26 protein-coding genes and 1 pseudogene are annotated in these 23,130 nt (G+C 26.6%); 21 read left to right on the plus strand and 6 right to left on the minus strand.

Features of this window, described 5'->3' with window-relative positions; genetic code table 4:
- Positions 1-20 precede the first annotated feature (20 nt).
- From JXZ90_RS00315 to rpmE, 6 genes are all read left to right on the plus strand, one after another.
- On the plus strand, positions 21-1,562 hold the full coding sequence (locus tag JXZ90_RS00315; RefSeq protein ID WP_205848414.1) for an MAG5620 family putative phospho-sugar mutase: 1,542 nt from the start codon (positions 21-23) through the stop codon (positions 1,560-1,562).
- 231 nt (positions 1,563-1,793) lie between these two features.
- Positions 1,794-2,042 carry a hypothetical protein gene (locus tag JXZ90_RS00320; protein ID WP_256432785.1) on the plus strand — a complete coding sequence of 83 codons (249 nt, stop codon included), beginning with the start codon at positions 1,794-1,796 and terminating at the stop codon, positions 2,040-2,042.
- 325 nt (positions 2,043-2,367) lie between these two features.
- Positions 2,368-2,643 (plus strand): hypothetical protein, encoded by a 276-nt coding sequence (locus tag JXZ90_RS00325; RefSeq protein WP_205848415.1) that lies wholly within the window; start codon positions 2,368-2,370, stop codon positions 2,641-2,643.
- 69 nt (positions 2,644-2,712) lie between these two features.
- A complete protein-coding gene (locus JXZ90_RS00330) occupies positions 2,713-2,889 on the plus strand; it encodes a hypothetical protein (RefSeq protein WP_205848416.1) in 177 nt (58 codons plus the stop codon).
- A 346-nt stretch (positions 2,890-3,235) separates the two neighbouring features.
- A complete protein-coding gene (gene rpsD / locus JXZ90_RS00335; RefSeq protein ID WP_205848417.1) occupies positions 3,236-3,832 on the plus strand; it encodes a 30S ribosomal protein S4 in 597 nt (198 codons plus the stop codon).
- Positions 3,833-3,857: 25 nt separating this feature from the next.
- Complete coding sequence (gene rpmE / locus JXZ90_RS00340; RefSeq protein ID WP_205848418.1) at positions 3,858-4,082, plus strand: 50S ribosomal protein L31; 225 nt, start codon at positions 3,858-3,860, stop codon at positions 4,080-4,082.
- A gap of 66 nt (positions 4,083-4,148) precedes the next feature.
- Here the strand turns inward: rpmE and JXZ90_RS00345 are convergent, their stop codons facing one another.
- Together JXZ90_RS00345 and JXZ90_RS00350 are read right to left on the minus strand one after the other, a co-directional pair.
- Complete coding sequence (locus JXZ90_RS00345; protein ID WP_205848419.1) at positions 4,149-5,330, minus strand: acetate/propionate family kinase; 1,182 nt, start codon at positions 5,328-5,330, stop codon at positions 4,149-4,151.
- Entirely contained in the window at positions 5,330-6,301 is a 972-nt protein-coding gene (locus JXZ90_RS00350) for a phosphotransacetylase (RefSeq protein WP_205848420.1), read from the minus strand. The genes JXZ90_RS00345 and JXZ90_RS00350 overlap by 1 nt, the downstream gene beginning before the upstream one ends.
- A gap of 363 nt (positions 6,302-6,664) precedes the next feature.
- Between JXZ90_RS00350 and JXZ90_RS00355 the strand changes: the two genes are divergently transcribed.
- The 6 genes and pseudogenes from JXZ90_RS00355 to JXZ90_RS00380 all read left to right on the plus strand — a co-directional run bounded on the left by JXZ90_RS00355 (position 6,665) and on the right by JXZ90_RS00380 (position 11,289).
- Positions 6,665-7,750, plus strand: coding sequence for a thiamine pyrophosphate-dependent enzyme (locus JXZ90_RS00355; RefSeq protein ID WP_205848421.1), 1,086 nt, complete (start codon positions 6,665-6,667; stop codon positions 7,748-7,750).
- Between the two features lie 23 nt (positions 7,751-7,773).
- Positions 7,774-8,775: an alpha-ketoacid dehydrogenase subunit beta gene (locus JXZ90_RS00360; protein ID WP_205848422.1), complete on the plus strand. Its 1,002-nt coding sequence runs from the start codon at positions 7,774-7,776 to the stop codon at positions 8,773-8,775.
- A gap of 184 nt (positions 8,776-8,959) precedes the next feature.
- Complete coding sequence (locus JXZ90_RS00365; protein WP_205848423.1) at positions 8,960-9,169, plus strand: hypothetical protein; 210 nt, start codon at positions 8,960-8,962, stop codon at positions 9,167-9,169.
- 2 nt (positions 9,170-9,171) lie between these two features.
- Positions 9,172-9,894: a 2-oxo acid dehydrogenase subunit E2 gene (locus JXZ90_RS00370; RefSeq protein ID WP_205848424.1), complete on the plus strand. Its 723-nt coding sequence runs from the start codon at positions 9,172-9,174 to the stop codon at positions 9,892-9,894.
- 3 nt (positions 9,895-9,897) lie between these two features.
- Positions 9,898-10,128 (plus strand): annotated as a pseudogene (locus JXZ90_RS00375) (biotin/lipoyl-containing protein); the annotation flags it as partial.
- Positions 10,129-10,320: 192 nt separating this feature from the next.
- Complete coding sequence (locus tag JXZ90_RS00380) at positions 10,321-11,289, plus strand: L-lactate dehydrogenase (protein ID WP_205848426.1); 969 nt, start codon at positions 10,321-10,323, stop codon at positions 11,287-11,289.
- A 134-nt stretch (positions 11,290-11,423) separates the two neighbouring features.
- On the opposite strand, the gene JXZ90_RS00385 is transcribed toward JXZ90_RS00380, so the two are convergent.
- Positions 11,424-11,900 carry a hypothetical protein gene (locus JXZ90_RS00385; protein WP_205848427.1) on the minus strand — a complete coding sequence of 159 codons (477 nt, stop codon included), beginning with the start codon at positions 11,898-11,900 and terminating at the stop codon, positions 11,424-11,426.
- A gap of 345 nt (positions 11,901-12,245) precedes the next feature.
- Between JXZ90_RS00385 and gltX the strand changes: the two genes are divergently transcribed.
- The 3 genes from gltX to JXZ90_RS00400 all read left to right on the plus strand — a co-directional run bounded on the left by gltX (position 12,246) and on the right by JXZ90_RS00400 (position 15,306).
- Positions 12,246-13,643, plus strand: coding sequence for a glutamate--tRNA ligase (gene gltX, locus JXZ90_RS00390; RefSeq protein ID WP_205848428.1), 1,398 nt, complete (start codon positions 12,246-12,248; stop codon positions 13,641-13,643).
- Entirely contained in the window at positions 13,634-14,032 is a 399-nt protein-coding gene (locus JXZ90_RS00395; protein WP_205848429.1) for a hypothetical protein, read from the plus strand. Before gltX ends, JXZ90_RS00395 begins: the two co-directional genes overlap by 10 nt.
- A 377-nt stretch (positions 14,033-14,409) precedes the next feature.
- Positions 14,410-15,306, plus strand: coding sequence for an MSC_0882 family membrane protein (locus JXZ90_RS00400; protein ID WP_205848430.1), 897 nt, complete (start codon positions 14,410-14,412; stop codon positions 15,304-15,306).
- A gap of 21 nt (positions 15,307-15,327) precedes the next feature.
- On the opposite strand, the gene JXZ90_RS00405 is transcribed toward JXZ90_RS00400, so the two are convergent.
- Complete coding sequence (locus JXZ90_RS00405; RefSeq protein WP_205848431.1) at positions 15,328-16,578, minus strand: PD-(D/E)XK nuclease family protein; 1,251 nt, start codon at positions 16,576-16,578, stop codon at positions 15,328-15,330.
- A 410-nt stretch (positions 16,579-16,988) separates the two neighbouring features.
- Here JXZ90_RS00405 and JXZ90_RS03425 point away from each other — a divergent pair, with 410 nt between their 5' ends.
- The 4 genes from JXZ90_RS03425 (at position 16,989) to JXZ90_RS00420 (ending at position 19,849) form a co-directional block, all read left to right on the plus strand.
- Complete coding sequence (locus JXZ90_RS03425; protein ID WP_371808123.1) at positions 16,989-17,114, plus strand: rhodanese-like domain-containing protein; 126 nt, start codon at positions 16,989-16,991, stop codon at positions 17,112-17,114.
- Between the two features lie 135 nt (positions 17,115-17,249).
- The gene (locus JXZ90_RS00410; protein WP_205848432.1) at positions 17,250-19,049 is read left to right on the plus strand and encodes a DUF2075 domain-containing protein; all 1,800 of its coding nucleotides are present in this window, start codon (positions 17,250-17,252) and stop codon (positions 19,047-19,049) included.
- Entirely contained in the window at positions 19,042-19,401 is a 360-nt protein-coding gene (locus tag JXZ90_RS00415; RefSeq protein WP_205848433.1) for a nucleotide pyrophosphohydrolase, read from the plus strand. The genes JXZ90_RS00410 and JXZ90_RS00415 overlap by 8 nt, the downstream gene beginning before the upstream one ends.
- A 73-nt stretch (positions 19,402-19,474) precedes the next feature.
- A complete protein-coding gene (locus JXZ90_RS00420; protein WP_205848434.1) occupies positions 19,475-19,849 on the plus strand; it encodes a PTS sugar transporter subunit IIA in 375 nt (124 codons plus the stop codon).
- Positions 19,850-19,925: 76 nt separating this feature from the next.
- On the opposite strand, the gene JXZ90_RS00425 is transcribed toward JXZ90_RS00420, so the two are convergent.
- Complete coding sequence (locus JXZ90_RS00425) at positions 19,926-20,846, minus strand: alpha/beta fold hydrolase (RefSeq protein WP_205848435.1); 921 nt, start codon at positions 20,844-20,846, stop codon at positions 19,926-19,928.
- Positions 20,847-20,935: 89 nt separating this feature from the next.
- On the opposite strand from JXZ90_RS00425, the gene JXZ90_RS00430 reads away from it, so the two are divergent.
- Positions 20,936-21,166, plus strand: a complete 231-nt coding sequence (locus JXZ90_RS00430; RefSeq protein WP_205848436.1) for a hypothetical protein — start codon at positions 20,936-20,938, stop codon at positions 21,164-21,166.
- Between the two features lie 23 nt (positions 21,167-21,189).
- Here JXZ90_RS00430 and JXZ90_RS00435 read toward each other — a convergent pair whose 3' ends face one another.
- The gene (locus tag JXZ90_RS00435) at positions 21,190-22,131 is read right to left on the minus strand and encodes a Fic family protein (RefSeq protein WP_205848437.1); all 942 of its coding nucleotides are present in this window, start codon (positions 22,129-22,131) and stop codon (positions 21,190-21,192) included.
- A gap of 156 nt (positions 22,132-22,287) precedes the next feature.
- Here JXZ90_RS00435 and JXZ90_RS00440 point away from each other — a divergent pair, with 156 nt between their 5' ends.
- Positions 22,288-23,124 carry a Cof-type HAD-IIB family hydrolase gene (locus JXZ90_RS00440; protein ID WP_205848438.1) on the plus strand — a complete coding sequence of 279 codons (837 nt, stop codon included), beginning with the start codon at positions 22,288-22,290 and terminating at the stop codon, positions 23,122-23,124.
- The last annotated feature ends 6 nt before the right edge of the window (positions 23,125-23,130 follow it).

Below are 23,130 nucleotides of genomic sequence, written 5' to 3' on the forward strand. Positions count from 1 at the left end.
AATTTATAAATGGAGAACTGATGGATAAAGAAGTTGTATTAAATACAAAAAATAATTTGATTGTTTTGCCGAGATCAATAATGCTCGACAGTGTTGATGCAAAAAAAGACATCAGTTTTTCTTTGTCAATTTTGGCTCAATCAATTTCTAAAGTTATTGAACCAGTTGAAAAGATTCTTGTATCATTCCAAGGAGATATAATTGATGAAAAATATAAACTTATTCTTTTTTCTGCTTTATCAAAGAAAGGCAAAATATATGAATATAGTTACTATGAAAGCATACCTTTAGTAGTTGATGAATACCTCCTAAAAAAAGAAAAATATAATACATTGTTAAAAATTGTTTATGATAAAAATAATTTCTTAGAAATTTCAATTTTTGATTCAAATATGATGTTGAAAAAGGAATTATTTGAAAATGTTAAAGAAGAATATTTATCACTGAATGAATATACAGTTCCAACTAGTTTGGAAACTGAAAAAATAAATCTATCTGAATACATTAAAGAACTTGCTTCAACAGATGAAATGCTAAAGGCTTTTAAAAATTTAAGACACAAGTATAAAACAAGTTCTCTATTTAAAATTGATGATAGTATAGGCAATGTTTTAATGAAAGAAGCAATAAACAATTCTAAAAACAATGCTTTATTTTATAAAAAAAATAAGTTTAAAAACCCCCTAAATATTAAATTACTCACTAAGATTTTTAAAACCCATTTTTCAAACAATTTAAAGGTTTCTAATTTATTTTTAATTGATAAATTTGATAATATAAATTTAAGTTTTTTAATTGATAATAAATATAAATGACTAAATTCTAATGAATTAGCTGCTTTATATTTAGATTTTTTATTAGAAGAATTAAAAAGAAATAAAGTGGATATTTCTGGTTCATTTGTTATCTTGCCACAAAATGCACCGCTTGGTTTATTTGAACTATTAAAGTCATATAAAATTAAGCAAATTTTTTATGACGATAATAATTTTGATGAGATGATAAGAAAAGAAAATTGTATTTTTGCTTATACTGACAAAAGTTTTTATCCTAATCCAATTTATTCAAAAGTTGTCAATAATTATTATTTTATTTTTACAATAATTTGGATGTTAAATGCTTATAAAAATAGAAATAACATTCTCACTTATAAGTATAAGAACCATAATGAAATTTTTGGCAAAATTATCACAAAACATGTAAACCAAAAATTTAATAAATCTAACTTAGATTTACTAATTAAATACATTTCAAATAATTATAAAAACATTAAATATAGTCAGTTTGATCTAATTAATGTCTATAAAACTTGAAATAATAATAAGTTAGTACTTTTAAAACTTATTTCAAACAATAAGCACCAGTTAATTATTTCTTTTGATCCTAAGAATAACCAATTGCATTTTGAATATCAATTATGTAAAGAATATCAAAATACAATTAGCAATAATGTTTTTATTAGTTATATAAAGCAAAGATTTTTCATTTTTAAATTAATGAAGGGTTTTAAAAGATTTAAAAATAAAGTAAATGAAGATATCAAAGAAAATGAAAAAAAATAAATTTAGTTATTATCGTTATGTTTAAAATGGCCTTATATATAACGATATTTTTTCATTAATTTTCTTGTTTTTTGAAACAATTACCCTACATCATAGGAGACAAAAATGAAAAAAATTATTTTTTAAACTCAAAAGTCTATTAAAAGATAAACCAGAAGAATTTAATGGAATAATTGGATTTGTTTGCGAATATTCTAAAGATAAAAATATTAAAAAAAACATGAAAAAATATTAGTAGTAAATGTAGGAAGTAGTTCATTAAAATGAGCATTTTATTCAGAAAATAAATTAGAACAATTATCAAGTGGACTTTGTGAGAGAATTAATCTTGATGGTCGTATCATTTTAAAATTTGATGGCCAAAAAATTATTGAAGATGTAAATCTTCCAAATCACTCTGAGGCAGTTAAAAATCTGATTAGGCTTTGAAAAGAACACGGCTTAATTAAAGATGTAAATGAAATTGAAGGAATTAGATAAAAAGATAGAAAATAATAAATTACTTATTGAAAACTTAAGAAAATAACTTATAACTTAAAGACATCCTAAATATAGATACTGTGTTATTAGAATTTTAGAAATCACACAAGATAATGAACAAGTAGCATAATCAGTTGCTTTAATTTTAAAAGTTATAACAAGAAAATAATAAGGTGATAATATGCGTATTAGAATTTTTGAAAGAAAAAAATATTAAAAACTGTTACAAATTTTATTATGCCGATAGTTATGAAAATAAAAATGATGTTGGTGTCAAAGGTGTTATTAAGAGAATTAAAATTATTGGAGGACTAACATTAGAAAATTGAAATATTTATGAGGGAAAAGTGGTTATGTCGTTTCTATAAAAAAAGAAGAGAATATAGGGACATTTAAGATAGATTTATCTAATGTTAAAACATTGAATGATATTTCAAACGATAAGAAAAAAGAATTAAAAAACTTTTTGAATAAAGCAAAAAGTAAATATGGAGAAAAATTAGGATTTTGATATGACAAAGATAACAAAGAGATTGTGTTAGATATAGTAGTTGTATTGGGTGATTTTGAAAGAGGCTATTATTATGACGAAAAAATATAATCAAGATGTTTAAATCTTCAAAGTCTATTTGATTTGAATCAAACATTAATTAGAAAATTAAATGTGTCTATGCTAAATAATTTAAAAATTTTATTAGGGCTTAATTGCACAAAACTCAATGAACTTGATTTATTAAAAAATAAAAAACTAATTTATTTGCATGGCTTTAGCGGCATAAATTTAAGTAAGCTTAATCTAGAAAATAATTTTGATTTTTTTGCTATGAAAGATTTTAGAATACCTTAATAAAAGAAAGACGAGAAACTAAGTACGAATATTTTGAATCATTTTTATCAGAATATATTTCAGCTAAAGGCGAAAATTACTATTTTATAGTAGATAAATAAAAATTTACATCGGTTTTTAACGGTGATAGTAGGTTAATTTAAGTAAAAAATATTACTTCATTTTTTAAGTTATTGTTATAAAATACAAAAGCATATATTACAGCAGGTATTCATACCCAGCACTAATAACATTTTCATTTCATAAGAGTTGAAAGTAGGAAAGCTGATTAATCCAAAATCATTAAAATGTTATTAACTGTCTAGGGAATACCCCTTTTACTGTTATATGCAGAAAGAGGAAATTTATGAGATACAAAGGTCCAGTTTTTAAAAAATCTAGAAGATATAAGTTCTCAATTTTAGAAAATGGTAAAGAATTTGCTAAAGGTAAAAAAAGAGAATATGCACCTGGTCAACATGGAAACAAACGTGTTAAATTATCAGACTATGGTCTTCACTTATATGAAAAACAAAAAGTTAAATTCTTATATGGTTTAACAGAAAAACAAATGCACAAATACTATGAACGTGCTATTAAAATTAAGGGTGTTGCCGGTACCAACTTAATTCAATTACTTGAAAGTCGTTTAGACAATTTAGTTTTCCGTGCAGGTTTTGCAAATACACGTCGTCAAGCAAGACAATTAGTTTCACACGGTCACTTCCAATTAGATGGACATAAAGCAAATATTCCATCAATGCATGTTAATGTTGGAAGCAAAATTACATTAAAAGAAAAATCACAAAAGAATGTACAAATTGTTGCTAATATGCAAGAAAAACAAGCTGCAAAATGACTTGAACTAAAAGGCTTCGAAGTTAAATATGATAGACTACCTGAAAGAAATGAAATACTAACCGAAATAAAAGAAAACTTAATCGTTGAATACTATTCAAAATAGTTAAGTGGAAAGAATACAATAAATTATGAAAAAAGATATACATCCAAAATATAATAATGAAGTTAATGTTGAATGTTCAACATGTCACAAAAAATTTACATTCGGTTCTACATCATCTAAAATAAATGTTGATGTTTGTTCAGGTTGCCACGTTGTTTATACAGGTGATAAAGCTAAAAATAAAGCAACAGGTAATATTGATAAATTCAATAAACGTTTTGCAAAATACCAAGAAAAAATGAAAAAATAATTTTTTAAAATAAATTTAATAAAAATACACGACAAATAATTAGTGCCGTGTATTTTTTGTTATTGTTTATTTAATTAAGTTTTTTACATATCTAGCAATAACAACTTCTTCATCTGTACGAACTTTATAGATAGGAATAGATGAATTATTATTAGAAATTATTTTGAAATCATCATATTTTTCAAGATTTTCTTTTTGATTTAATTTTAAACCAAATAGTTGCAATTTATCTATAACCATTTTACGTATGATGTCATCATTTTCACCAATTCCAGCTGTGAAGACAAGAGCATCAATCTTAGTTCCTAATTTATTCAAATACATTGCAATGTAATCGACTATTCTTGAAACAAATATATCAATAGCTAATTTAGCATCTTCATTTTTTTCATACAATTCATGTAGATCACGAATGTCATTACTTATTCCAGATACACCTAAAAGTCCTGATTGTTTAACCATCATATTAAATACATCATTTGGGTCTTGACCTTCAACTCTAGTTAAGTAGTCAGCAATCCCGGGGTCTATACCACCACATCTTGTTCCCATCATAAGTCCATCAAGGGAACTGAATCCAACAGAGACATCGATTGATTGTGAATCTTTAACTGCGCAAATTGAACTTCCTGATCCTAAGTGCGCAACAACAATGTTAACTTTTTTCTTGCCTAATATTTTCATCATTTTGGTTGTAATGTAGTCATGACTTAATCCATGGTAGCCAAATTTATAGATATTGAATTTCTTTGCTCAATCCTTATTAATTGGGAATGTTTTATTTATTTTGGGCATAGTAACATGAAAGGCTGTATCTTGAGCAATAATTTTTTTAACATTTGGAAGATGTTGTTCAAAGCCTTCAATAGATGACAATGTTGCAGGTGCGTGAAGTGGAATGAATTTTTTAGCTTCTTCAATTCCAGATTTTACTTTTGCATCATATACTGCTGGTGAAAGAATGTCATGTCCTGAATAAGGTGTTCTAAAACCAATTGCTTCAATTTCATTTAGATCTTTAATTAAGCCGTGTTCTTTTCAAAGCCTAATCAGATTTTTAACTGCCTCAGAGTGATTTGGAAGATTTACATCTTCAATAATTTTTTGGCCATCAAATTTTAAAATGATACGACCATCAAGATTAATTCTCTCACAAAGCCCACTTGATAATTGTTCTAATTTATTTTCTGAATAAAATGCTCATTTTAATGAACTACTTCCTGCATTTACTACTAATATTTTTTTCATTATTTAAATTCGTATCCTTTCAAAATTGTAATTGATGTCACATCAATAACATCTTGTACTTTAGCTCCACGACTAAAGTCATTAATTGCACCATTAACACCTTGCATAATAGCCCCGACTGCTCCATATTTACCTAAACGTTGTGCAATTTTGCACCCTATATTACAACTTTCTAAATTAGGAAATACATAAACCCCCAATTCCTTTTGTGGTGCATTTGGGAATTTGTGTTTTCTAACATTTAAATCATATGCAGCATCAAATTGCATTTCTGCTTCAATCATATTTAAATTCTTTGATTTAGCAAGTTCAACAGCTTCTTTAACTAAAGTAACATTTTCACCTTTTCCTGAACCATTTGTTGAATATGTTAGAAATCCTGCTAAATCATTCATTTCCATCGTTTTACAAAAATCTTGTGCATTTGAAGCTATATCAACTAATTGTTCAGAGGTTGGTTTTTGAACTGTTGAAGGGTCGGTGAAAACTAATCTTTCATCATCCTTATGCATTACGATAACACTAGAAATCGTTTTAATTCCGGGTTTTGCACCTATACATTTAAATGCGGCTCTAAGAATATCGGCTGTTGAATAGATTAGTCCGCCGACAGCTGAGTCAACATCTTTAGTTCTAATCATCATCGCTCCATAATATGGACGAGTTTGAACACTTTTTTTACATGTTTCAAAGTCTTCTTTACCTTTTCTAATTTCAGCTAACTTTTGAGCATATTCTTCAATTTTTTTGTCTTCTTTAGATAAAATAATATTTTCTAAACCATCGTTAACTATTTGACTTTCATTTTCTAAAAGCATGATTGGTTTAGCAAGTTTTTCATGTTGCAAGTACTTTGCCGCTTCACGGGCTCTCTCATCATCTCCATCAATAAATAAAACAGATAAAATTTGTTTTTTGGCTTTTTGTTTAAGTAAATCATTGATATGTTTACTAAATTTTGAAATTGGCATATTTGCCCCCTTTATTTTTTTGTTAATATATATTGATATATATTTTTTATTTTATTTTAAAAACCATTTTTATTCATTTAAAAGGGTTTAAAAGATTTCTAATTTAGAATAAATGTGGAAATTTCTAGATGATATGCTTTCCAAAAAGTGTCATTTTATCGTTTTTAATAGCTTTTTTATTATTTTTTTATTATTCTAAGTGATTATAAAATAATTATTTTTTCAATTAAAAGTGTTATTTTTTTTCCACAAAATAGAAATATTATTAAGAATAAAGTGCAAAACTAATTTTTGAATGTGAATATAAATATAATTTATTTGCATAATAAATTGCAAAATATTTAATTAATTAAAGGAGATCAGATGACATTAAAACACATCGAAAAAGGTTTAGTTATGTCTAAAAAAGAAGACATCATTCGTTACCTTGATGTTGATGGAAACCTAATTTCAGGTATGAAATCATCAGCAAGTAAAGAAGAATTATTAGACCTTTACAATATTATGGTTAAATCTCGCCAATGAGATAACTATGCGCTAACACTTCAAAAGACAGGTCGTTTAGGTACATTTGCACCTAACCTTGGTGAAGAAGCATTTTTAGCAGCTATAGGTTATACATTAGAAAAAGATGATTGATTTATTCCTCACTACCGTGTTCTAGCTAGTTTAATTGCACGTGGTGTTACATATGAACAAGTATTCCTATACTGAAGAGGTTCAGAAAAAGGTGCTTCATTAAAAGGACTAAATACAATACCTATGCAAGTTATCATTGGCTCACAATGCTCTCAAGCAGCGGGTGTTGCTATGGCTTTAAAAGCAGCTGGCAAAAATCAAATCGCTGTTACAACAATTGGTAATGGTGGAACTAACGAAGGTGAATTCCATGAAGCATTAAACTTAGCTTCAGTACGTAAATTACCTGTTGTATTTGCTATATCAAATAACAAATGAGCTATTTCAGTTCCAGAACACAATAGTTATGCTGTTGAAACATTAGCAGCTAGAGCTGCAAGTTACGGAATCCCTGGAATTCGTGTTGATGGTAATGACTTACTAGCTTCATTTGAAGTATTAAAAGAAGCTTATGAATTTGCACGTAAAGGAAATGGTCCAATTCTATTAGAATTTGATACATGAAGACAAGGTCAACACACCACTTCAGATGACCCTAGAGTATATCGTTCAGAAGCTGAAGAAAAGGAACATGAAAAATGAGAACCATTCCACCGTATTGAAAAATACTTATTGGACAACAATTTAATTACACAAGATAAAATTAACGAATTAAAAGAAGCTGCAGAAGCTGCAGCTAAAAAAGCCTACGAAAAATCTACAAAACTTCTTGAAAAAGAAGGATATGATGACATCTTCAAATACACATACAAGACATTACCAGAAGAATTAAAGGCACAACAAGAAAAATTTAGAAAGTACCTTAAATAATAGGTAAATTAAGGAGAAATATTATGGCTACAAAAACAAAATTATTAAATAATATCGGTGCTGTTACTGACGCTTTAGACGTCATGATGGAAAAAGACAAAAATGTTGTTGTATATGGAGAAGATACAGGATTTGAAGGTGGAGTTTTCCGTGCTACACAAGGCTTACAAAAGAAATACGGAGTAGATAGATGTTTTGATACACCTATTCAAGAATCATCATTAGTAGGTTCAGGTATTGGTGCAGCTGTTGCTGGACTTAAACCAGTTGTTGAAATGCAATTCTCAGGATTCTCACTATATGGACTAGCGCAATTATTCGGTAACGCAGCTCGTCTAAGAAATAGATCACGTGGTGTTACAACCGTACCTATGGTACTTCGTATGCCATGTGGTGGTGGAGTTAAAGCTCTTGAACACCACTCAGAATCAGTTGAAGCTCTATTCGCACATATTCCAGGTTTAAAAGTTGTTATGCCTTCAACACCTAAAGATACAAAAGGTCTTTTAATTTCAGCTATTGAAGATCCAGATCCAGTTGTATTCTTAGAACACAAACGTGACTACCGTGCTTTCAAAGAAGAAGTTCCTGAAGGCTACTACAAGGTAGAAATTGGTAAAGCTAGAGTTGTTGTTCCAGGTGAAGAATTAACAGTTGTTACATATGGTCACATGGTTCATGAAACATTAGCAGCTCTTAAAAAGTTAAGAGAACAAGGTAAAGACTATTCAGTTGAAGTTATTGACTTAAGAACAATTAAACCTTTAGACACAAAAACAATTATTGAATCAGTTAAGAAAACAGGAAGATTATTAGCTGTTTCTGAAGCAGTTACATATGGTTCAATTAACACTGAAGTTATTGCTCGTGTTAATGAAGAAGCATTCGATGACTTGCTTGCAGCTCCACGTCGTCTAAATGGACCTGATATTACAATTCCTCTTCCAGTATTAGAAAATCTTTTCATGGTTGATGCAAACAAAATCGCTATGGAAATTGATGATATGCTAAAGGATGCTGAATAATTTAAGGAAAATAATTATCATATTTTATTAAAAAGCAACGCACTGAGAGTAATTTTGGTAAGTTGCTTTTTTCTATGCTTTATAATTAATAAAGCACTAAGTGTGTTTACTAATATATATCTATATATTAAATTGGTAAATCAAACTTAATGCTTTATAATTAATCTTGATAAGAGGAGGATACATGGCAGAGGAAAAGAAAAAAGATGAAGTTGTTCAAGAAAAAGCACCCGCTGTTGTTGGACTTTTAAAAGTTTCTGATGAGACTCTAAATTTCGATCAATTTGTGAGCAAAAAAGTATGCGCTAAGAAAAACGCTGCTAAAGACAAAAATGACAATTCTAATTTAACTCCAAGAGAGAGAGCTATTCTCGAAAGAAAGAAGAAAAAATAATCATGATTCAAGAATTAAAAAAAATTGAAGCTAGAACAGAAAAATTAACCCCAATTCGTAAGGCTATTGCTAGAAACTTGAAAAATGCAATGCAACATGTTGCATATACTTCATTAGTTCAAAAAGTTGATGCAACTAAATTGTGAAATCACAGAAAAAGTGTTGTTAAGAAAATTCAAGAAAAAGAAGGTGTTAAATTAACATTTTTATCATGAATTATTAAAGCAACAACTATTGCTCTAAGCGAATATCCAGTTTTTAGCGCAAAAGTTGATGAAGAAAAAGGTGAAATTATCTATCCTGGATCACTAAACATAGGTATTGCTGTTGATACTCCATATGGTTTAGTTGTTCCTGTTATCAAGGATGCTGATAAGTTAGATATAATTGGCATTCAAAAAGAAATAATTCGTCTTGCATCATTAGCGCAAGATAAAAAATTAAAAATGTCTGATATGCAAGGTGCTTGCTTTACAATTACAAACGTTGGATCAGTTGGTGTTTTAACCGGAACCCCAATTATGAATTACCCAGAAATCGCTATTTTAGGAACTGGTGCAATTGTTGATGAAGCGCTTGTAAAAGGTGATAAAATAGTTCCTGGTAAGACAATGAACTTGTCAATTGCCGCAGACCACCGTTGAGTAGACGGGGCTGATATGGGACGCTTTAATGGAAGAATTAAAGAATTATTAGAAAATCCAGAAACATTAGGAGATTTATAAGATATGTTTAAAATGAAATTTACAGATATTGGTGAAGGTTTACACGAAGGAACAGTTGCAGAAGTATTAGTTAAAGAAGGCGATGAAGTTAAAGAAGGTCAAACCCTATTCTCTGTTGAAACAGATAAAATGACTTCAGAAATTCCAGCTCCTGTAACAGGTAAAATTGCGAAAATTTTAATTGAACCAGGTAAAGAAATTATTGTTGGTGATGAAATTTTCCACATTGAAGAAAAATAATTAACCTTATATCAATTTAAATGCAACGTTGTTGCATTTTTTTCTTTTTAAGAGAAAATATTGTGCTAATTCATTTATAAGGTTTAAATTGATCTATAATTATAAATAGAGTGTTTTATATTAATAATATATTTGACTTAAATCACTTTAAAATAATAAAAAACAAAATTATAGGTAGGATAAATTATGAAAAAAATTATCGTTGTTGGATTAGGAAATGTAGGATTTACATATGTAACAATTTCAGTTGCAAGAGGCTTACAAGCTGAATGAATTTTTGTAGATAAAAATCAAGAAGTTGCAGATGCTCATGCACATGATTTTCAAGATATGGTAGCATTAATGCCAAGAAACAATTCAACATTTAGAACAGGAACATTAGCAGATGCAAAAGGTGCAGACGTTGTCGTTATTGCAGCTTCAATCCCTGCAGATAAAACATTTGCAGATCGTCTAGCTCTAGCTGGCGCAAATGCTAAATTAATGGGAGACTTTGGTCAACAATTAAAAGATGCTGGATTTAAGGGTGTTGTTATAGTGCCTGCAAACCCATGTGATGTTATGGCAGCTGCGGTTCATTATGCTTCAGGTTTACCATTTAAAAAAGTTATTTCAACAGGAACATTATTAGATTCAGCTAGATTTAAGAAAATAATTGCCCAAAGATTCAATGTTTCAGCTGATTCAGTTATTGGATCAATATTAGCTGAACATGGAGCATCAGCAATGGCAAACTGATCACAAGTTAAAGTTGGAGATGCAGACATTGCAACATTAATTAAAACAAAGAGAATTTCTGCTAATGAATTAGATGAAATTCTTGAAAAAACAGTTAAAGAAGGTTTCTACATCTTTTCACGTAAGGGAAATACTCAATTTGGCATTGCGACATCAATTTTTGAAATAACTGATGCAGTTATTAATAACAAGAGACAAGTTATGAATGTTGGTGTTAAATTACCTGGTGGTTATAAGAATGCTGGTATTTATTCATCAATTCCAGTTATTGTTGGAGAAAATGGATATGAATACTTGCCTTCAAAACCAACTATGACTAAAGAAGAATGAGCTAAATTTGAAGAATCAACAGCTAAACTTGCAAAAGTTCATGAAGACACTTTAGATAAAATCGGAATTAAAGTTAAATTTGATTAATTAACAATTGTTTAATACTAATTAAAAACATTGCACCAAGTGTAGTGTTTTTTTAGTTTTTAATTCTTAAACCTGTTTAATAAAAAAAAGTATAAAAATGGCACTTTCTCGAAGTGTCATTTTTATTTTCTTAATTATTTTTTAACAATTAAAGGTGTAATAAATACTGAAACAATACCTAATGCGTAGAATATAAGTGTAGAAACTGGAAGTCCAACTGGTAGTTTATCTGTGCTATTTGATTGAGTCAATATAACTATAAATAAAATTGATGCTATAAAAACTAATAAAGTCATAGCTATTAGTCCATATTTTTCACCATTAGTTTTTGATTTGAAATCTAAAAAGCTAAATACTGCAAACACAATTATTGCAATTGAAAGAATTCAAAATAGAACAAAAATTGAGTATCCAAATTGAGCACCTGCAACCGCCGCTGAAGAATCAGGCATAGCTTTAATAGTTGAGATATAGTCTCCAAAAGATAAATTACCAATAATTTCTTTTAGAGCTGAATTATATTTAGCTCCTATTACTAAATAGTATCAGAATAAATTTGAATTACTTGGTATTAATTTAGAATTTATTTTAACAAATGAAATTGTTAGCATAAGTGAAAATAAAATTAACACTGCAACAATTGCAACAATAAATATTTTAGATTGTTTTTTAAGAATTTCATTAATCCTCCGTATATTTTTTTTACTTCTTAGTCCATGAAAGATTGTAGAAGTAAGTAAATTTTAATTTAGTTTCTATTATTTCTTAAGAATTTTTCCTCATTATTTTGTAGTTGAGTTTCATAAATTTCCGCATTTGCAATCTAGGATTTATCATAGAAACTAGGAGTTAAATTTATTTAACAAATATAAAAGAAAATCAAATATTTCTAATATTTTTTTTCTTTACATATAAAATATTAAAAGTTATTATTTAACAATTTCTGAGGAGCGCAAATGACAAAAAAAATTAGAACAAGATATGCACCAAGTCCAACTGGTTATCTACATATAGGTGGAGCTAGAACAGCTTTATTTAATTTTCTTTTTGCAAAACATTTTGGCGGAGATTTTGTTTTTAGATTAGAAGATACAGACATTGAGAGAAATGTTAAAGATGGAGAAAGAAGCCAATTAGAGAATTTAGCTTGATTAGGTATTGTTCCGGATGAGAGTCCTTTAAAACCAAACAAAAAATATGGTCGTTATCGTCAAAGTGAAAAATTAGAAAGATATAGATTACTAGCTGATGAATTAATTAAAAATGGTTTTGCCTATAAAGCATACGATACAAGTGAAGAACTTGAATTACAACATGCCGAAAGTAATAAAAAAGGAATACCTAGCTTTAGATATGATCGTAACTGATTAAAAATTACTGATGAAGAAAAACAAAAAAGAGATTCAAAAGGCGAGTATTCAATTAGACTTATTATGCCTAACGATAAGGAATATTCATGAAACGATATTGTTAGAGGAAATATTTCTTTTAAAAGCAATGATATAGGGGATTGAGTTATTGTTAAAAGTAATGGTTATCCAACCTATAATTTTGCTGTTGTTGTTGATGACCATGATATGGAAATTACTCACGTTCTACGTGGCGAAGAACATATAACTAATACTCCAAAACAATTAGCTATTTATGAAGCTTTTAATTGAGATACTCCTAATTTTGGACACTTAACAGTAATTACAAATATGGAAGGTAAAAAACTTTCAAAAAGAGACACTTCATTAAAACAATTTATTGAAGACTATAAAAATGAAGGTTACCATGCACATGCAATATTTAATTTTTTAACACTTTTAGGTTTTACAACAAGTGACAATTCAGAAGTTATGTCTCAAGAAGAGATAATTAAAAAGTTTGATCCTGATAGACTAAGCAAGAGTCCTTCAAAATTTGACATTGTTAAAATGCAATGGTTCTCAAAGCAATACTTTAAAAATGAAGACACAAAGGATTTAATCAAAAAATTAAATCTAAAAGATGATGAATGAAACAATTTATTTATTGATACATTTAAGCAAAATATTTACACAATTAGTCAATTAAAAGATCATTTAAATAACTATCTGCATTGTGATAATCAAAAACCTAATGTTGATTTAAATGATTCATTAGACGTTATAAAAACATTTGAACAAGAACTTTTTACAAAAAACTTTACAGTTGATAATATTCAAAATGCTATTAACAAAACACAAGAAGTAACTAATAAAAAAGGAAAAAAACTATTTATGCCTATTCGTATAGCCACAACCTATTCTGAACACGGTCCAGAGTTAGCAAAGGCAATATACTTATTTGGTGAAGACACAATTAAAGAAAGGTTAAGCAAATGAAAATAAAATTCCATTCAGAAGCCTTACAAGTTAATAACCCTCAAATTATTGACTTTGAAGCAGAGGCTACATATGAAATGTTTGTTGATGATGAAGACAAAGAATTAACTGAGTATCATACATATCAATTCAAAGAACCTAAGATGAATGAATCTAATAGAGTAGAGATTAGTGCTAAAAAAATTAATATTTTTGCTGGACCTACAACTCTTTCAATGGTTTTAAATCAAAAACATGCTAACTCATACATTAAAGTTGATGGTCAAAAATTAGTACTTTATTCAAACTTGTCTAAAGTTGACTTAGAACCAAAAACTAAATCATTTGAGTATTCATTGTTTAGCGCCAACGATGAAAAAATAGGCGATTTTAAGATATCAATTGAAGAACTTTAACAATATTTTTTAAAGTTTATGATAGAATAAAACATATCTTTATTAAGACAAAAAGTAAAACTAAAATTTAATTTAAAAAGGAAAAACAATGCGTAAAGACACAAGACTAAAAAATAAGTTACGTGCAGAAAAAAGATTGCACAAACTTCAAAAAGAAGCAGCTCGTGATAAAAGAAGAGCCGAAAAAGAAGCTTCAAAATAATTTAAAATGACACCTGATGAAAAAAAGTGTCATTTTTTATTATCTTTTTTAATATGTAATATTAAGTAGTTTTTTGTTTAAATTATTCTAAAATATATTTTTACATTATGCTATCTAACTTATATAATAATATTAATAGAAATATGTTCTTACATCTATTTCAAGGAAACAAAATATGAGAAAATATAGGCCAATTGTAAATACAGGAGCAATCGAAATTGTCCAAAACAATCATGAGTTTGGATTTTCGAATACATCTGCAAAAGTTTATCGAGATCCTAAAAATCAAATTTCTCCACGGGCATATAAAGTTGTTAGATCTGAAAAAATACTTAAATTAACTTTAATGCTTATTCATTACATAATCATGTTCTTGGCAATTGGAATGTTTTTGATCACTTATGCTCCTAAAATAACAAGTTACAAGATTCTCTTTGATAAAGTTTATAATGGATATTTATTTTTATTTGCTACAGTTGCTTTTATAGCCTTTTGTTTCGGTACAAAAAATCTAATTGAAAAAGCTCAATGAGCAAAAACTATTCAAAGATATCGTGATGCGATTAGTATTGGAGATTATGCTTCAAGTAACACATTTCACAACGCATATCGTAAAATTGTCTTAAAAGATGTTAATTTAACTTGAGGTTTAATATTCATTTTGACTTATCAAGGAATAATTACAGCAATAATTTATGGTTTATATGTTTCAGGAAGTTGAGATTTAACTACTAAAGTATTAGAAATACATTTTAACTGACCTGCTTGATTAGATGGCTCATTTAAAAATACAGTGGCATTTTGTATAATAAGTGGTTCAATAATGATAGGTCTTATAATTGCATTTTCAGTAATAATTTTATTTGACAAGAAAAGATTAGGCGATATAGATGAATTCTTTGGTGAAAAAAGTATTGAAATACATGACCAAATTGAAAAAGCTAAAAAGGAAAGAAATAAGATGTGATTACGCATCTATGTAGTCTTAGTTGTATTAACTATATTGCTCCCAATTGCTATATTCCTAGTAGCTCTTTGAAGAAGCATACGTAAGAAGAAAAAATCAATTTAATAACAAAATAAACATTCTTGTTTATTTTTTATTTATTTTTTTATTAATTTTATTAAGGAATTGGATTCGTGTTCGGTCCGTTGCTTCTAGTTTATTAAATTTAAAAACTTCCAATAAATCATTACTAATTTTTTTATTTTGTTCCGAAACATTTTCATTATTTATATTTTGTCAATATTCAATTAAGCCATCATATGTAATAAATTTATATTTTAGACGCTCATTCTCAGACATTTCCTTTCATAACTTTGCCTGAGCCCATCCGGGACAAAGAACATAATATTTTGTTTTATTTTCAAATTCTTTCATATATTTATTTAGTTGATTATCGTGAAAATCTGCATTTACTTTGTGTTCAATAATGTACTTTTTTTCATCGGTTTTAATATATAAGTCAATAATAATATCATTGGTGTTTACGGGACGGAACTGACTTTCTATTTGAGAATTATTAGTTATTTCAATTCCTAGTTTATTAAATATTTTTCTTCATTTATCCTCATTTTTTAGCATATGTTTAATGGCATATGTTATTCTATCTTCATTTTGCACAATATTCAGAATACCAAAAATATTGTTTTCGCTAATTATATTGTCTTTCTTATCTTCTTCAATTTCATTCATCTTTTTTGCATCTCTTCAAAGATTGTCATTTTGTATAAGATCAGATAATTTAATTTCACTTGTTGATGTTGTTATTTGATCTGCTGAAGTTTTATCAATATATAGTCTATTACGAAATTGTATACTTTCTTTTAGAAATATTTCTTTGTTTGCGATTTTCAATTCTTCTGCCTCTAATGAAAGAAATGTAGCTATTTCATATCACTTGTTATCATCTGTTATTTTATGTAAAAGCATTCCGTTATAATTTATTTTGTTCTTTTCTATATAATCAATTAAAGATTTGTTCCATTCATTGAGTTTTAAATATTTTTGCATGTACTTTTCATTTGTATTCTTCTTTTCATACAATTTTGTAGCTGAATTGGAACGGCTTAATGTTGTATATTTTTCTATATCTTCATTTCTTTTAATTTTTGCGTATCCAGTAATTTTTAATTTGCCATTATTAGATTCGCAAAAGAATACATATTGTAAATCATCTAGTCTTTTTTTATTTATATTTCCATTAGATGTTAAGTAAATATATTTTTTGTTATTATCAGATACGAATCAATTTATAAATTCAAACCCTATATTATTATCAGTATAAGACCCTGAAGCGGTTTTATTTAATAAAAATATTTTTTTTGAATCTGAATTACTCATAATTACTCCTAAAATTGTTATTTTATTTAATATGCAAATTATATATGATTAGTTTTTTATTTATAAATGGGATGTCATATTGCTCATTTTTGTAAATGAAATTTTGGCAAAAAAATAATATTTTTATTTCATATTTTGTACAATAATAGACTATATTGAGTCATGCATCTCTTTTTGTTTATAATTAGTCATATATATAGAAGCAACAAGGAGTTATTGGTGAAAGTTTTAAGTATCAACGAAGCACAAAAACTAATAGATATAAAAAAGAATAATAAAAATTTTATTATTATAGATGTAAGGACCAGAGAATAATTTTTAAACGGACACATTACTAATCCTTTAAATATAAACTTTTATAGTCAGTTCCTTATGGAAAAATAAGTGAATTTGATAAATAAAAAGAATATTTAGTATTTTGTTTTTCACAAAATAGATCAACAGCTGCAGTTTATTATATGCAAAAAATGGGTTTTAAGAATCTTTATGATCTTGAAGGCGGTTTCTTTATAATTGAAAAGATAATGATAAACTAATTAAATAATAGGTATTTAAGTTAATAAAGCTGATTTGAAAACATTAATAAAAATAAATCTTGGCTTATATGATTTAAATATCTAAAATAGTAAGTCTAAACCAATTTATAGTATAAATTTTAAAAAAGGAGTATTATGGATAAAATTAATTCACCAATAATTATTCATTCAAATACAGAAAATATAAATTTAGAGATAGATAAAATAAACAATAAAAAGAAAAAGTTTATTACACAATACCCAATTGTATATATTCACACAAGTTCTGAAAAGAAAAATGTAAAAGTATATGTTGGCGAAACAAATGATTATTTCCAAAGAACTGATCAACATATCAAATCAAAGGATATAGATGATATTTTTAATTGTAAAAATAATACATCTTTCATAATTGGTCATGAACATTTTAATAAATCTTTGACCATGGATATTGAGACACAACTAATTAACTATTTATTTGCATGCGATGTGAAACTATTAAATCGTAAAAGAAATCCTCAAAACATGTATTATCCATTTGAAGAAAAAAATAAAATCTTCAGAAGAATGTGAAAACAGCTTAATAATATAAATTCTACTATTTTTAAACCTGAAAGAATTATTAGAAATTCAGCTATATTTAAGGCTTCTCCTCAAGAAAGATTAACAAAAGAACAAAAAGAAGCATTAGAACTAATTTTGGAAAAATATAATAATGCTAAAAATAATGTTGAACAAAAGCAATTTATTTTAGTAGAAGGAACAGCTGGAACGGGCAAAACAGTTTTATTAAATAGTGTTTTTTATTCAATATATGATTCTATGTATGACCAAATTATTAAGAAACACCAAAATGCAAAATCAACTATTGAAGACTTGCATAATGTAGTTGATGAAAGTATAACTAGTTCAATAAATTGTTATTTTGTTGTAAATAATAAGGAACAAAGAAAAATATATGACGATATTGCAAAAAAATATGGAATAAATAAAAAAATTATTTTTTCAGGAACTGAATTTATCAATGAGATGGATAGAAATAATAAAAAGGCTGATTTAGTTTTGGTTGATGAAGCGCATTTATTACTTACTCAAGGAAAGCAGTCATATAGAGGTAAGAACCAATTAAATGATATTAGAGATAGAGCAAATATAGTTGTTGCGATGTTTGATAAATACCAAATAATATCTAAGGAACAAGTTGTAGAAGAAAATCAATTAGATAGCCTTATACAAGAAGCAAAAGATTCCAATAATTATCTTAAACTTGATAAACAATTGAGAATGAAAAACATTAATGCTCAACGTTGAGTTGATGATTTTATTAAGAATGAACACATTTCAAGAATTCCTAATTTAGATAATTATGAGATTAAAATTTTTGAATCTCCGGAGGATTTGCATAAAGCTATTATAGATACAACTAGAAAAGAAGTTTTTAGTAAGACAAAAAAGAATATTGACGAAGAACTATCAAAAATTAAAAACAACTTATCTCGATTAGTTGCTACATATGATTGAGAGTTTAGCAACAGAACTCCTACTAATTCTAATGAATGAGAAGTTATAATAGGTGATTGGAGTTTACCTTGAAACAAACAAAATAAAAGTAAGAAAAATAAATCATCTTGAGTTGAAAACGAAAATACACTTAATGAAGTCGGGTCTATTTATACTGTTCAAGGATTTGATTTAAATTATGTTGGAGTTATCTTAGGTGATTCAGTAAAGTATAAGGATGGTAAAGTTGTTTTTGATCCTTCTGAAAGTAAAAACGTTAAATTAACCTCTAAAAGAACAACATCTGATGGGACAATGAAGTCTTATGCGCGCGAATTAAAGAAAAATGAAGTTAATATTTTAATGACAAGAGGTGTTAAAGGATTATATATTTATGCAACAGATAAACAATTAAGAGATGCTCTTTTGAGTGCTGCAAAGGATAAAAATGAATAAAAAAACAATACAAGATATGATTCAAATTATTTCTAAATTTTGTAAAGATAGGGATTGAGATAAATTTCATACCGCAAAGGATCTGGCAATAGGTATTTCAACAGAAGCTAATGAACTTCTTGATATTTTTAGATTTAAGAGTGAAACTCAAATAAATAAACTATTTGAAAATACAGATTTTAAAAAACGTGTTGAGAATGAACTAGCTGATACATTATTCTTTTTATTGAGATTTGCTGATAAATTTAATATTGATCTTGATGATGCTTTGGATTCAAAAATTTTAAGTAATAGTAAAAAATATCCAATTTCTAAGTCTAAAGGTGTTAATCTTAAATACAATGAATATTAAGAAAAAATAGTTTCTTTAGTGTTTATAAACAATTTTTACTTTATCTATTTTTTAACTTGCTATAATACTTACTATGAAAAAAAGAGATAAATTTGCAATAGTTATGTTAACAATATTTACACTAGGTTTTTGTTGACTTCATTGAAAAATTCAAGCTAATAAATATAAGAAATTAGCTTCTATAGATAAAGAAGATATTAAATTACCTTCAGTTATTAAAATTGATAATTTAATATCTCTATTAGGAAACAAAGATAATATTAAAGGTTCAAGAAGCACGATATCTAATTTAATCATTGAGATAAATAATAAAGATAACGTCAACGTTGATGAAATAAAACAATTAAAATACGTTTCAGGAGTTATGATTTCCTCTCAAAAAATAACTTTAATTGTTGGCGATTATGCTTCTAAAATAAGTAATGAACTTATCAAAAAATTAAAATAAAATATCAAGTCATAGGTGTTTAACTTGATATCAAGATAAATAATCAATATTTAGGTAATATTGATTATTATTTTTATTAATTAATATTTTTTTTAGCATCATCAATAATTTGTTCAAAGGTTTCATCCGGAATATGGAATGATGTACCTTCATAATTATTAATAAATTCTTTATAGTCTTTTGGTATTTTCATAAATCTATTTCAGAAGTGTCTTTTTTTAGATTTTCATTGATCATTTAAGAAGAGAGACATTTCCTTTGGCGCGCTTTTAATTGGGGAATGGCCAATACCAATGATTGAACATTCTAAACCTAAACTTTTTCCGAAGTTGACAAAACTATTTGTTCCGATAACAGCATCATTATCTCCAATAACAAGTGAAAGTACCTCTTTATGATTTTTATATTCTTGACCTAAATTATCTAAGAATTCTTCTTTAAGCACATAATTTTTCAACAAATTATGCCATAAACCTTTTTTAGAAAAGCTATTAATTAACGAACTTGTTTTGTATTTCATTTGTCCACCAATTAATTCAATTGTTTTTCCAACAATTTTTGAAAATGTGTTGTTCGGAGAAATTAATGATTTCAAAACATAGTATGATTTATTTTCTCTTATTGAAGGATTAATTGTTGATACCATTATTATTTTTTTAACTTTCGGATTTTTAGCTAATTTGAAAGCAATACCTCCACTCATTGAGTGAGCAACTATAACAATATTTTTGGTTTTTATTTTTTCTAAAACTTGATTAGCCACTTTAATCCATCATTCAATAGATATTTGTTCTGGATCAACCTTTTTAAAATATTTACTACCTGGTAGATTAATTGCTACAACATTATAGTGATGTTCATATTTTAATATTGGAAGCATGAAGTCACTACTTGAATTTAAACCATGTAGAAAAAAATATGTCGTATTTGATTTTTTATCTACTGTGTAAATTGGAATTAAATAATCGTCTTGTTTTACATAATTCATCTTAGTCATAATAAATTTATTATATTAGTTTTAATAAAAATAGTTATTTTTTAATAATATATTAGTAAGAGATAACTAACTTTAATATTAGGAGAATTATGAAATTTGATAAAGTTTATATAAAATCTAGTGATCAATTTTTATCATTAGATATGATTTGCAAAATTTGTCATCAAGAATGTGATAAATATGATAATTACATAAAAAATGAAATGTATTGTCCTGAATGCAAAAAAGCCAAAGTGGAATTTCTTTATTTTAATTGTGAACCACATTTTACTGAAGCTAACAATTCTTGCCATAGTGATGAATGCTATTTTAAAAAATAGCATTTTTATTTAGCGCTATTTTTTTACTTTCTTGATAGCAATGATTTATATTCTTTGCTTTCAATAACTTCACTTAACGAAATAATATGTTCTCCAGAATTTGTATTTATTGATTCAATTTCTTCCATAATCTTTTCATATTCGCTTATTTTTCGAGAAGCAAGCTGATTAAAATCATTTCCATTGATAAATTTATAATTTTTGATAAATTCATTGATATCTTGTTTAAATTTTGCATCGAAAATTGTTTTGTCACCTCGATACTTTTTATAGATGTTATTTATATAGGAAATAATATTTCATTCATCTAATAGTCTTTTATTTGATGCGACGCTGCTTTGCTGTTCGAATAACATTTGATCAAAATATGGAGCAAAACCATTATTAATCAATAACTTATTAGTTAAAAGAAATGTCATTCTTTTATTGCCGTTATAAAAGAGTTGATTTTTTAATAAGTAAGCAGATAATAGAGAAATTTTAGCCATATTGTTTTTAGAAATTTTCATTATATTACTAATATCTTTTAATAAACCTGGGTAATTAATTAATAATGGTGGTTGAGATTTATTTTCATTTTTAATATCATCGGTAACTAATATTTTATTTGACTTTTTAACTCTTAAAATTCCAGCATTATCTTTTAGTTTATCAACATTGTTTAGCAATATGTAGTTTAATAAAATAGATTCTCTTATAAGAATTTCAGGTGTTAGATTTTCTAATTTAAATTTATCGTTTGAAATGCAAATTATTTCTAATCCTTTAGCAAAATTTTTAATTTCTTTTTGTGAATTAATATTTAATAAGTTCTTATCTACAAAGAAGTCATCATTATATTTATTTTCATTAAGTTTTTTAATAATGTCATCATAAAAAATTTGATTATAAGGCAAACAATGATAAACAAAAAAGAATTTTATTATGTCATATTTATTATCCTTAATTTTTTCAAAATTTTTCATAATTTACCTCTCTAAAAATAAAATGTATTTGTAATATTCATTTTATAAAATAAAATGTTTTAGTTAAAGTAAAGAAGTCTTTTAAGTGATTAAATATGGTATATTTTTCACATTTTTTATAAGCAAAATTATAGACATTATAGTATATTATTCCATATGAAAATAAATAATATTGAAGGATATTTTATTGATATTGATGGTACGCTTTTGGATGATCCTGAAACTGGCACTATTTCAAAAGGAAATATTGAATATCTAAAAGAATTGCAAAAGTTGAAACCAGTTATTCCATCAACCGGTAGAAGTCCAAAAGGTTTTGTTCCCGAATTAATGAAAGCTATTAATGCTCCATATGCAGTTTGCTCTACTGGAGCGATAATTATAGATAATAATGAAAATATAATTATTAAGAAAATTATTGACCATAAGTTGGCTGAAGAAATATTAAAATATTTTATGTTAAGAGAATTGTACATAATTATAAACGGTTCTGGATCTATATATTTTAAAGATAGATTTAACTGACATGAACGCGCTTGGGAAAAATTATTTTCAAAAGAAAAATATTCTAAAATCAACATTGAAAATCAAGACGTTAATCAACTTTTAGTATTTGGTTTATCAATTGAAAAAACAAAAGAATTAAAAGAAATTATTGAAGAAAAATGACCTTCATTATCTTGTCAAATAGTTTCTCATGGATATTCACTAGAAATAACATCAGCTGAGGCTACTAAAGGTAAAGGCAATAAACATGTTGCAGAATTATTAGGAATTAATATTAAGAACTGCGTGCATATTGGCGATTCAGATAATGATGCAAGTGCACTTCCTGAAACCGGTTTTTTAATAGCAATGGCAAATTCACAATTAAATTTAAAAGACAAAGCCCATTATATAGGATATGATTATATGGATTCAGGTTTGGCAAAAACCATTAGGGAATTCGAAGACAATACTATTAATTTACCTATAAAAAAGCCAAATAAGTAATATAAG

The sequence above is a fragment of the Mycoplasma sp. Mirounga ES2805-ORL genome, from assembly GCF_017084445.1.
GTDB lineage: Bacteria > Bacillota_I > Bacilli_A > Mycoplasmatales > Metamycoplasmataceae > Mycoplasmopsis.